Below are 9,606 nucleotides of genomic sequence, written 5' to 3' on the forward strand. Positions count from 1 at the left end.
ATGAGCCAGACGACCACCGGCACCGGCCGCGGCGTCGCCGACACCTCTTCCCACGCGCTCGTCCACGCGCGGATCATGCTGCGCCGCAATCTGCGGCACATGCAGCGCTATCCGTCCCTCACCCTGATGATCATCATGATGCCGCTGGTGTTCCTGCTCCTGTTCGTCTACGTCTTCGGCGGAACGCTCGGGTCGGGTCTCGGCGGCGGGATGCCGGCCGGCCTGCACGGCGGCCGCACCGCCTACGCCAACTACGTCGCCCCCGCGATCATCTTGATGGCCGTGGCCGCCGCCGCGCAGGGCACCGCGATCGCCGTCGCACAGGACATGACCGAGGGCGTCATCGCCCGCTTCCGCACCATGGCCGTCGCCCGGTCCTCGGTGCTGACCGGGCACGTCGTAGGAGCCACCGTTCAGACGCTGATCGGCGTGGTGGTCGTCACGGCAGCGGCCGTGGCCGTCGGCTTCCGCCCGCGCGCGAACGCGGCCGGGTGGCTCGGCGCCTTCGGCGTGATCCTGCTGCTGACCTTCGCCGTGACCTGGTTGTGCGTCGGCCTCGGGCTGTCGGCGAAAAGCGTGGAGACGGCGAGCAACTCGCCGATGTTCCTCATGCTCCTGCCATTCCTCGGCAGCGGATTCGTCCCACCCGACTCACTGCCGACACCGATGCGCTGGTTCGCCGAGTACGAGCCCTTCACTCCCGTGAACGAGACGCTGCGCGGACTGCTCACCGGGACGCGCATCGGCGACAACCTTCTGATCACGATCGCGTGGACCGTCGGCGTCGCCCTGCTGTCGTACGCCTGGTCCCGGCGGCTGTACGAACGCGAGCCGAAGCCGCTCTGATGCCCGAGCAGGAGCTTTTCGGCCGCCGCCCGATGCAGCCGAAGCAACTCGTGGCCGGGCGTCGACCCCTCTTCGCCGCGAGTTGCCGCCTGATGCGCCCCTCGCGTTCGAGGGGCGAGGCCCACGTACTCCTGGCGAAGCCGGGCTGAGGGTGCGTCAAGCGCACGGCTGAGCGGCGCCGGTCCGGAGAAGTTTGACCAGGCCGCGCACCGGAAGAAGAAGGGTTCCCGGGGCGGTCAGCCCGTCGGCCACGACGGGCCGGCTATGTTCACGAGAACCGACAGCAGTTGTTCACGAGTTTGAGCGGCAGTTGATCTTCTGAGCATTCGAACAGACTGGGGTCGGCCTCGTGCAGCTGGCCCCCTGCCGTGTGGGCGGGAGGCCAGCGGGTCAGACCAGCTCTTGTGCAGGTGCCGGGCGGTACTGAGAGGCGGTCAGGCTTCGGGGACGTCCCGGCCGAAGGTCTCCAGGGTGATGACGTCGGGTTCGGGGCCGCCGCGGACTCCGGTGTCGAGGGCGTCGAGGGCTGCGAGTTCGGCCGGGGTGAGCTCGAAGTCGAAGACGTCGAAGTTCTCCGCGATCCGCGTGGGGTTCACCGACTTGGGGATCGCCGAGCGGCCCTGCTGCAGATGCCAGCGGATCATGACCTGGACCGGGGTCTTGCCATGTGCGGCGGCGATCGCGGCGATCGTCGGGTCGTCGAAGGTGCTGGTGCCGGTGCCGCGGTAGCTGGTGATGCCGCCGATCGGGGACCAGGCCTGGGTGAGGATGCCGTGGGCGGCGTCGGCGGCCAGCACGTTCGGCTGGGTGAAGTACGGGTGCACCTCGATCTGGTTCACCGCGGGCACGATGCCGGTCTGCTTGAGCAGGGCGTCGAGGTGGTCGGGCATGAAGTTGCTGACGCCGATCGCGCGGACGCGGCCGTCTGCGAGCAGGGTCTCCAGGGCGCGGTAGGCGTCCTGGGTGAGGTCGAAGCGGCTGGGCAGGGCCTGGTGCAGGATCAGCAGGTCGATCTGGTCGACGCCGAGCTTGCCGGCGCTCTTGTCGAAGGCGTGGAGGGTCTGGTCGTAGCCGTAGTCGCTGATCCAGACCTTGGTCTCGATGAAGACCTCGTCGCGGGGCAGTCCGGAGTCGCGGAGGGCTTCGCCGACGCCGCGTTCGTTGGCGTACGCGGCGGCGGTGTCGATGAGGCGGTAGCCGGTCTCCAGGGCGGCGCGGACGGCCTGGGCGGTGACGTCCGGGGGTGTCTGGAAGACGCCGAAGCCGAGGGCGGGCATCGTCACGCCGTTGTTCAAGGTCACGTTGAGGGTCACAGGGTTTCTCCGAGCGGTGGCTGGGCGGGGGTGAGGGTGGTTCAGGGGGTGACGAGGACCTTGAGGGCCTGGCGGTCGGCCATCGCGCGGTAGCCGTCGGGGACGCCGTCCAGGTCGACGGTGCGGTCGAAGACGCGGCCGGGTTCGATGCGGCCCTCCAGGACGTCGGGGAGGATGTCGTCGATGTAGTGGCGGGCCGGGTCGACGCCGCCGGTCAGGGTGATGTTGCGCATGATCATGTCCATCCCGATCGGCCCGTCGGTGTAGGAGGGGACGCCGACCCGGCTGATCACGCCGCCGTCGCGGACGGCGGCGAACGAGGTGGTCAGGGTCTGCATGGAGCCGACGCATTCCAGGACGGCGTCCGCGCCGCGTCCTGCGGTGAGCTTGCGCACCTGCTCGGCGCCCTCCTCGCCGGTGGCCAGGACGACGTCGGTGGCGCCGAAGTCGACGCCGAGGGCGGTGCGGTCGGTGCGGCGGCCCATGAGGATGACCTGCTCGGCGCCCAGGCGCTTGGCCGCGAGGACCGCGCACAGGCCGACGGCGCCGTCGCCGACGATCGCGACGGTCGTCCCGGGCCGGACGTTGGCGGTGACGGCGGCGTGGTGGCCGGTGCAGAACACGTCGGTGAGCGTCATCAGCGAGGGCAGCAGCGCGGAGTCGGGTGCGACGGGCAGCTTGACCAGGGTGCCGTCGGCTTGGGGGACGCGGACGGCTTCGCCCTGGCCGCCGTCGACGCCGTCGAAGCCGTAGCGGCCACCGTGGGGGCAGGAGGTCTGCAGTCCGCGCTGGCACCACCAGCAGGTGTTGTCGGCGTAGGTGAACGGGGAGAGCACCAGGTCGCCGCGCTTGATGCCGGTGACCTCGGCGCCGGTGTCCTCGACGATGCCGAGGAACTCGTGTCCCATCTGCCGGCCCGCCTGCGTGGTGGGGGCGGAGCGGTAGGGGTGCAGGTCGCTGCCGCAGATCGCGGCGCGCACGACGCGGACGATCGCGTCGGTCGGGGTTTGGATCACGGGGTCGGGGACGGTCTCGACGCGTACGTCTCCGGCGCCGTACATCAGGGTGGCTCGCATGGGATCAAATCTCCTTGAGGTGATCGGTGACGGCATCCGCTCGGGAGCGGGCGGCTGACGAGGGTCAGCTGCGCCGGGCACGGGCGAGGCCGATGGCGGCGGTGGCCGCGAGGAGGACGGCTGCGCCGATCAGGCCGGTGCGCATGCCGGTGGCAAAGGCGGGGCCGGCCACGAGGACGCCGTAGACGGCGACGGCCAGGGCCCCGCCGAACTGGCGGAAGGTGTTCAGCACGCCGGAGGCCAGCCCCACGCGCTCGGCCGGGACGGCGGCCAGCATCAGCCCCGTCATAGCCGGCACCGCCAGGGAGCCGCCGAGAGAGACGGGCATCAGCAGCAGCGCGACCAGCCACACCGGGGTGGTGGCGGGCAGCAGGAACAGCACCAGGAGGCCCGCGCCCATGACCAGCTGCCCGGCGATCATGGTGGGCTTGGCCCCGAACCTCCGGGTGACCGGGCCCGAGGCGAACGACACGCCGGCGGTCTGCACGGTCATCGGCAGGAACAGCAGCCCGGTCGCCAGCGCGGACATCCCGCGGAAGCTCTGGAAGTACAGGCTGAACAGGAACGTCACACCGTAGAAGCCGAAGTTCAGCGCGAACCCGGCCACCAGAGCGGCGACGACCGGTCGGGACCGGAACAGGTCCAGCGGCATCATCGGGTGCCGGTTGCGGGCCTGATCGACCAGGAACACCACCAGCGCCACAACCGCCGCCCCGAGCGCGACCAGGATCCAGGGGCCGGCGAAGCCGTACTGACCGCCCTCGATCAGGGCGTAGGTCACCGCACCCAGCGCCAGCACCGCGCTCACCTGACCGACCAGATCGAACGGAACCACCCGGCGCGGGGACGCGGCGGCTTTGGCCAGCAGCGCCAGCGCGACGACGCCGACCGGGAGGTTGATGAAGAAGATCCACCGCCAGTCCCACCCGGCCAGCGCGCCGCCGACCAACGGACCCGCGGCAGAGCCGACGGAGCCGCCGACCGCCCAGATCGCCAGCGCCCCGGTCCGGGCGCGGGCATCGGGGTAGGCCTCGCGGATCAGCGCCAGCGTGGCCGGCATCATCACCGCCGCGCCGCCGCCCTGCACGAACCGCGCGATCACCAGGACCGGAAGGCTGGGAGCGAAGCCGCAGGCCGCCGAGGCGACCAGGAACACCGCCAGACCCACGCCGAAGGCGCGCTTGGCGCCGATCCGGTCCGAGATCGCCCCGGCCGACAGCAGCAGCGCCGCGAGCATCAGGGTGTAGCCGTCCACGACCCACTGCAGCCCGCTGATGCCGCCGCCCAGGTCCTTGCCGATCGACGGCAGTGCGACGCTCACGATCAGCGCGTCCAGCGTGATCACGAAGAACCCCAGCAGCGCCGCACCCAGGGCGAACCGCGCCCTGGGCGAGCCGGTGCCCCGGCCCGGCGCGAGGGCCGGAGCGGCCATGCGGTCGATGCTGGACATGGGTGCCTCCTGCGGTGAAGCTGCTGGTGAATCGCTCTCCAGACAACACCGCCCACCCCGCCGATTCGACGGTGAAAGGGACCCCGCCAGGGTCCCCCAGGCGCGTGCCCTACCAGGGGTCCGGCCGTAGTGTCGAGGCATGGACCGACGCAGCGAGATCCGCGACTTCCTCACCACCCGGCGCGCCCGCGTCACCCCCGAGCAGGCCGGCCTGAAGGTCTCCCCGCTCGCCGGTGCCCGCCGGGTCCCCGGGCTGCGCCGCGAAGAAGTCGCCCAGCTCGCCGGCGTCAGCCTCCCGTACTACACCCGGCTGGAGCGCGGCGACGCCCGCGGCGCCACCGACGCCGTCCTGGACGCGATCGCCCGCGCGCTGCTCCTCGACGATGCCGAACGCGCCCATCTGTTCGACCTCGTCCGCGCCGCCAACGCCACGGCCGGCACCGCCGCCCAGAGCCGCGCCCCCCGGCGCCAACAACGGCCGGTCCGCCCAGAGCTGTGGAACATGCTGGAGGCCATGAGCGGCGTCCCCGCCTACATCCGCAACGGCCGCCTCGACCTCCTCGCGGGCAACACCCTGGCCCGCGCGCTGTTCGCCCCGGTCTTCGACAGCCCGGCCCGGCCGGCCAACTCCGCCCGCTTCACCTTCCTCGACCCGGCCGCGCCCGAGTTCTACCCCGACTGGGACGCCGTCGCCGACCAGAACGTCGCCACCCTGCGCGCGGAAGTCGGCCGCAACCCCCACGACAAGGCCCTGTCCGACCTGATCGGCGAACTGTCCACCCGCGGTGACACCTTCAGCGCACGCTGGGCCCGGCACGAAGTCCGGCGCCATCGCGCCGGCGCCAAGCGCCTCAACCACCCCCTCGTCGGCCAGCTGACCTTCACCTACGAGACGATGGAACTCGCCGCCGATGAGGGCCTGTACCTCATCGTCTGCGGAGTCGCCCCCGGCAGCCGCGACGCCGAGACCCTCGACCTCCTTGCCAGCTGGAACACCACCGCACCAACGAGGTCACCGTCCAGTACCTGACGCGGCCACAGCCCTCTCACAGGGTCGCACCGCGGACAGGTCAAGCCCACCAGCGGCTGACCGCGCGAAGCACATGGGCAGCCCATGAATTTCGAACACGCGCCCCGAGCGTGCCTCCCAAACCAGTGAACAACTGCTGTCGGTTTTCGTGAACAGAGCCAGAGCCTCTTGATCACTGCCCTGTCACGTTCTACGGGCGAGCGTAGGGCCGAGTCATGACCTCCATGTTGTGACCGTCCGGGTCGTCGAAGTAGGCGCCGCGACCGCCGAACCATCCGTTGGTCCGGCCCGGCTCGGTGTGGCCGGGGTCGGCGAAATAGGTGACGCCGACCGCCTCCAGGCGGGCGATCACTGCGTCGAACTGCTCGTCAGGGACGAGGAAAGCGTAGTGCTGTGACTGGATCGGCTCGTTCCTCTTCTCGTAGTAGTCAAGCGTCACGCCGTTGCCGAGGTCGACAGGCAGGAACGGCCCAAACGGCGCGCCGACCTTCAAGCCCAGGACCACGGCAAGGAACTCGGCCGACAGATGCCGGTCGCTTGCGTAGACAGCCGTGTGGTTCAGCTGGACGCCGGCCGTCGTCAGCTCGGCTTCATGCGGGTGCGGCTGGTCATAGGACATCAGTGATGTATCTCCGGTCTTGGGATCCGCTGGAACGAGGCGCCGGATGCGGGCGCCGGGAACTAAGACTCGAAGAAAGGGCGGGCCTCTTGCCCGCCTCGGGCTCACGCCGAGGCCGGGAACCTCACTCGTGCGTGGCCCATGGCCGACCCGGCAGTCACCCGACCGACCTTAGCGATCACCACCGGCGAGGACAACACCATTCATCGGCCCATACTTCGTCCACAGTCGGATGAACCGCGGCCGCTTCTCGGGGCAGCCGAGGTCGGCGGACAACGACGCGTCACCGGCATCGCCCGGCACCCCGTGGTACGGCCTTCACCTTGCGCGGTGACTACCGCGCCGGTCAGGTGTCGAAGGTGCACAGCGAGCAGGGCCTCGCATCCGATGCGCGGCACGGCTATTCGAAGCGGGCCTCCTCCGGCTCCGTCAGCCGCCGCAGGAGCGGCAGGGTGTCAGGATGACGGCCGGCGAGACCAGGAGGCCCGCGCCCAGGGTCAGCAGACAGGACCCGCCCGGCAGCGTGGCATGGACGTTGTCGGCGCCGAGCGAGGCGACGAGCGGGGCGCGCCCGCCCCGGCCGCGACCCACGGGACCGTCCGGCGATCGACTCCGGGATCCACGAGTCGACCTGCCCAGCCCGAGCATCGACAAGTACCTGCTGTCGATCATCGCGCTCATCGTGGTGGTCTCGGCGATCCCGATCGGCCTGGAACTCTGCGGGTCCGCCGAGGCGGCGCGGACGGCACGCAGCCACCTACTCCGCACGGACTCAGTCCACGAAGCTCCCCGGCTGACCCTTCCGATCTCGCCGAAGGCCACCAGGCGGCCGCTCGCCGACGATGGACCTGGGCAGTGCGCGCTCCGTCCGGCAGAACCCACAGACGAAAGGCACCCCTGCTGCGGACCGGGATCCGCGCTTCCGCCGCGTCAGGATGCCTTTGTCGGGCGGATTCAGGGGCGTGGCCAGGGTCGGCCGTCGAGGTGCTCGATCGAGGTGTTGAGCCGCTTGAGGTAACCGGTGAAAGCGGAGATGTCCTCGCCGGTCCACCCGGCGAAGGTCTTGTCCAGGCCCGCGACCAGTTCGGCGCGAGCCTCCGTCAGTCGGCGCTCCCCCTGCGCGGTGATGCGGAACTTGCGCGCCATGCCGCCGTTCGCGTCAGGAATGCGCTCGGCGAGTCCCGACGTGACCAGGGCCGCGGTCTGCCGGTTGAGCGTCGAGGCGTTGAGCCCGAAGGCCTCGCTGAGCGCACCGATGCTCATCGGCCCCTCGACCAGCAGTCGGCTGAGCAGGATGTAGGCACTGCGCTCCAGGTTGGCCATGGTGCCCTTGGTGCGCGCCGCCATGTGCACGTGGCGGCCCAGCAGCATGAGCTCGAACTCGATCAGTTCGGTCGGTGTACCCATGTCGGTTCGGTGACCCCTTCCTCGCCCCGCCTTCCAGTATGCACAGTGCAGCAGATGTTCGTGATGCATTGTTTGTGCATCAGGCATCACATATGTACTGTGCACACGACGTGCAGAGTGCACAGCTCGGCTTGATCCTCACGGCAAGGAGAACCGCATGGACGGCTCACCGCCCCCACCCCGCCCCGGGCTCGTCGTCGGCGTGCTCGCCACGGCAGGCATCGTGGCCGCCCTGATGCAGACCCTGATCGTGCCGTTGATCGGCGAGTTGCCGACGCTTCTGCACACCTCCGCGGGCAACGCCTCCTGGGCCGTCACCGCGACACTTCTGGCCGCCGCCGTCACCACCCCGGCAATCGGGCGGCTCGCCGACCAGTACGGCAAGAAGCTGATGCTGCTTGTCTGCGCGGCCCCGCTGATCGCGGGCTCGGTCGTGTGCGCGACGGCCGGTTCCCTGGCCCCAATGATCATCGGACGAGGGCTGCAGGGGATCGGCGCCGGCATGGTGCCGATCGGCATCAGCGCCCTGCGCGACCTTCTGCCGCCGCAGAAGCTCGGCGGCGCGATCGCTCTGATCAGCTCGTCCCTCGGCATCGGCGGCGCGCTCGGCCTGCCGATCTCCGCGGCCGTCGCGCAGCACGCCAACTGGCACATCCTGTTCTGGGCCGCCGCAGCGCTCAGCGTCGTGGTCGGCCTTCTGATCTGGGCATTCATTCCGAACGTGCCCGCCCGCGCGACCGGCAGCTTCGACGTCCTCGGCGCTGCGGGGCTCGGCGGCGGACTCGTCTGCCTGTTGCTCGCCATCTCCAAGGGCGCCGACTGGGGCTGGGGCAGCGGCATCACGCTCGGCCTCCTGGGCTCGGCCGTCGCCGTCCTGCTCCTGTGGGCGTGGTGGGAACTGCGCTGCAGCTCACCCCTGGTGGATCTGCGGGTCGCGGTGCGCGGCCAGGTGTTGCTGACCAACGCCGCCTCGATCGTGGTCGGCTTCGCGATGTACGCCTCGGCGCTGATCTCGCCCCAGCTCCTGCAGCTGCCGAAGGCCACCGGCTACGGCCTCGGCCAGTCCATGCAGGCCGCCGGCCTGTGGATGGCCCCGGCCGGCCTGATGATGATGCTGGTCTCCCCGCTCGGCGCCAAGCTCTCCGCCGCGCGCACACCGAAGACGACCCTTGTTGCGGGCAGCCTCGTCATCGCCGCCGGCTACGGCACCTCTCTGGCCCTCATGGGCTCGGTCTGGGGCCTGCTCGTCGTCTCGGTCATCGTCAACAGCGGTGTGGCGCTCGCCTACGGGGCCATGCCGGCGCTGATCATGGGTGCCGTGCCGCTCTCCGAGACGGGCTCCGCCAACAGCTTCAACACGCTGATGCGGTCCATCGGCACCACTCTCTCGGCGGCGGTCGTCGGCGTGGTCCTCTCCCACATGACCACCCAATTCGGTCCTGTCTCCCTCCCCTCCCACACCGGCTTCCGCACCGGGATGCTCATCGGCTGCGGCGTCGCAGTCGTCGCCGCAGCGGTCGCAACCTGCATCCCAATGCGCAGGTCCGACGCAACGGCGACCCCATCCGCCGTTCCCGTTCCGGCTCCGGCATCGGCCGCGCCGCCGCCCTGAGGTGCGCCGCCGGCGGCGCGAGGGTCGCCGTCGCCTACCGCACTGCGCGGGCAGCCGAACGGCCGAACAGGTCGTCAAGGAGATCACTGCCTCCGGCGGCGCGGCGGGCACGGCCTGCGCCGCATCCAGGCGCGCGGTCCTGCGGGCATGGTGAAGAACCTCGCCGTCATGTACCGCGCGCTGCCGACGTGTCCGCCGCATCATCTCTCACTCGGCGCACGCGCTCGCGTCCGCGCGCCGTGGCCGTCGCCAT

Annotated in this window: 9 protein-coding genes; 3 read left to right on the forward strand and 6 right to left on the reverse strand. The window is 70.6% G+C overall.

Going from position 1 to position 9,606, the window contains the following annotated elements:
- Positions 1–846 (forward strand): ABC transporter permease, encoded by an 846-nt coding sequence (locus BS83_RS26725; RefSeq protein ID WP_084714109.1) that lies wholly within the window; start codon positions 1–3, stop codon positions 844–846.
- A gap of 434 nt (positions 847–1,280) precedes the next feature.
- Here the strand turns inward: BS83_RS26725 and BS83_RS26730 are convergent, their stop codons facing one another.
- The 3 genes from BS83_RS26730 to BS83_RS26740 all read right to left on the reverse strand — a co-directional run bounded on the left by BS83_RS26730 (position 1,281) and on the right by BS83_RS26740 (position 4,685).
- The gene (locus tag BS83_RS26730; RefSeq protein WP_198035462.1) at positions 1,281–2,123 is read right to left on the reverse strand and encodes an aldo/keto reductase; all 843 of its coding nucleotides are present in this window, start codon (positions 2,121–2,123) and stop codon (positions 1,281–1,283) included.
- Between the two features lie 77 nt (positions 2,124–2,200).
- Positions 2,201–3,235 carry a zinc-binding dehydrogenase gene (locus BS83_RS26735; RefSeq protein ID WP_037606063.1) on the reverse strand — a complete coding sequence of 345 codons (1,035 nt, stop codon included), beginning with the start codon at positions 3,233–3,235 and terminating at the stop codon, positions 2,201–2,203.
- Between the two features lie 64 nt (positions 3,236–3,299).
- Positions 3,300–4,685: an MFS transporter gene (locus tag BS83_RS26740; protein WP_037606064.1), complete on the reverse strand. Its 1,386-nt coding sequence runs from the start codon at positions 4,683–4,685 to the stop codon at positions 3,300–3,302.
- Positions 4,686–4,824: 139 nt separating this feature from the next.
- On the opposite strand from BS83_RS26740, the gene BS83_RS26745 reads away from it, so the two are divergent.
- Positions 4,825–5,715 carry a helix-turn-helix transcriptional regulator gene (locus BS83_RS26745; protein ID WP_037606065.1) on the forward strand — a complete coding sequence of 297 codons (891 nt, stop codon included), beginning with the start codon at positions 4,825–4,827 and terminating at the stop codon, positions 5,713–5,715.
- Between the two features lie 190 nt (positions 5,716–5,905).
- On the opposite strand, the gene BS83_RS26750 is transcribed toward BS83_RS26745, so the two are convergent.
- The 3 genes from BS83_RS26750 to BS83_RS26760 form a co-directional block, all read right to left on the reverse strand.
- Entirely contained in the window at positions 5,906–6,334 is a 429-nt protein-coding gene (locus tag BS83_RS26750; protein WP_051944023.1) for a VOC family protein, read from the reverse strand.
- A gap of 429 nt (positions 6,335–6,763) precedes the next feature.
- Positions 6,764–6,925 carry a hypothetical protein gene (locus tag BS83_RS45725; RefSeq protein ID WP_157597326.1) on the reverse strand — a complete coding sequence of 54 codons (162 nt, stop codon included), beginning with the start codon at positions 6,923–6,925 and terminating at the stop codon, positions 6,764–6,766.
- A 363-nt stretch (positions 6,926–7,288) separates the two neighbouring features.
- The gene (locus tag BS83_RS26760) at positions 7,289–7,741 is read right to left on the reverse strand and encodes a MarR family winged helix-turn-helix transcriptional regulator (RefSeq protein WP_037606067.1); all 453 of its coding nucleotides are present in this window, start codon (positions 7,739–7,741) and stop codon (positions 7,289–7,291) included.
- 157 nt (positions 7,742–7,898) lie between these two features.
- Between BS83_RS26760 and BS83_RS26765 the strand changes: the two genes are divergently transcribed.
- A complete protein-coding gene (locus tag BS83_RS26765; RefSeq protein WP_037606068.1) occupies positions 7,899–9,353 on the forward strand; it encodes an MFS transporter in 1,455 nt (484 codons plus the stop codon).
- Positions 9,354–9,606 lie beyond the last annotated feature (253 nt).

Source organism: Streptacidiphilus rugosus AM-16 (assembly GCF_000744655.1).
GTDB lineage: Bacteria > Actinomycetota > Actinomycetes > Streptomycetales > Streptomycetaceae > Streptacidiphilus > Streptacidiphilus rugosus.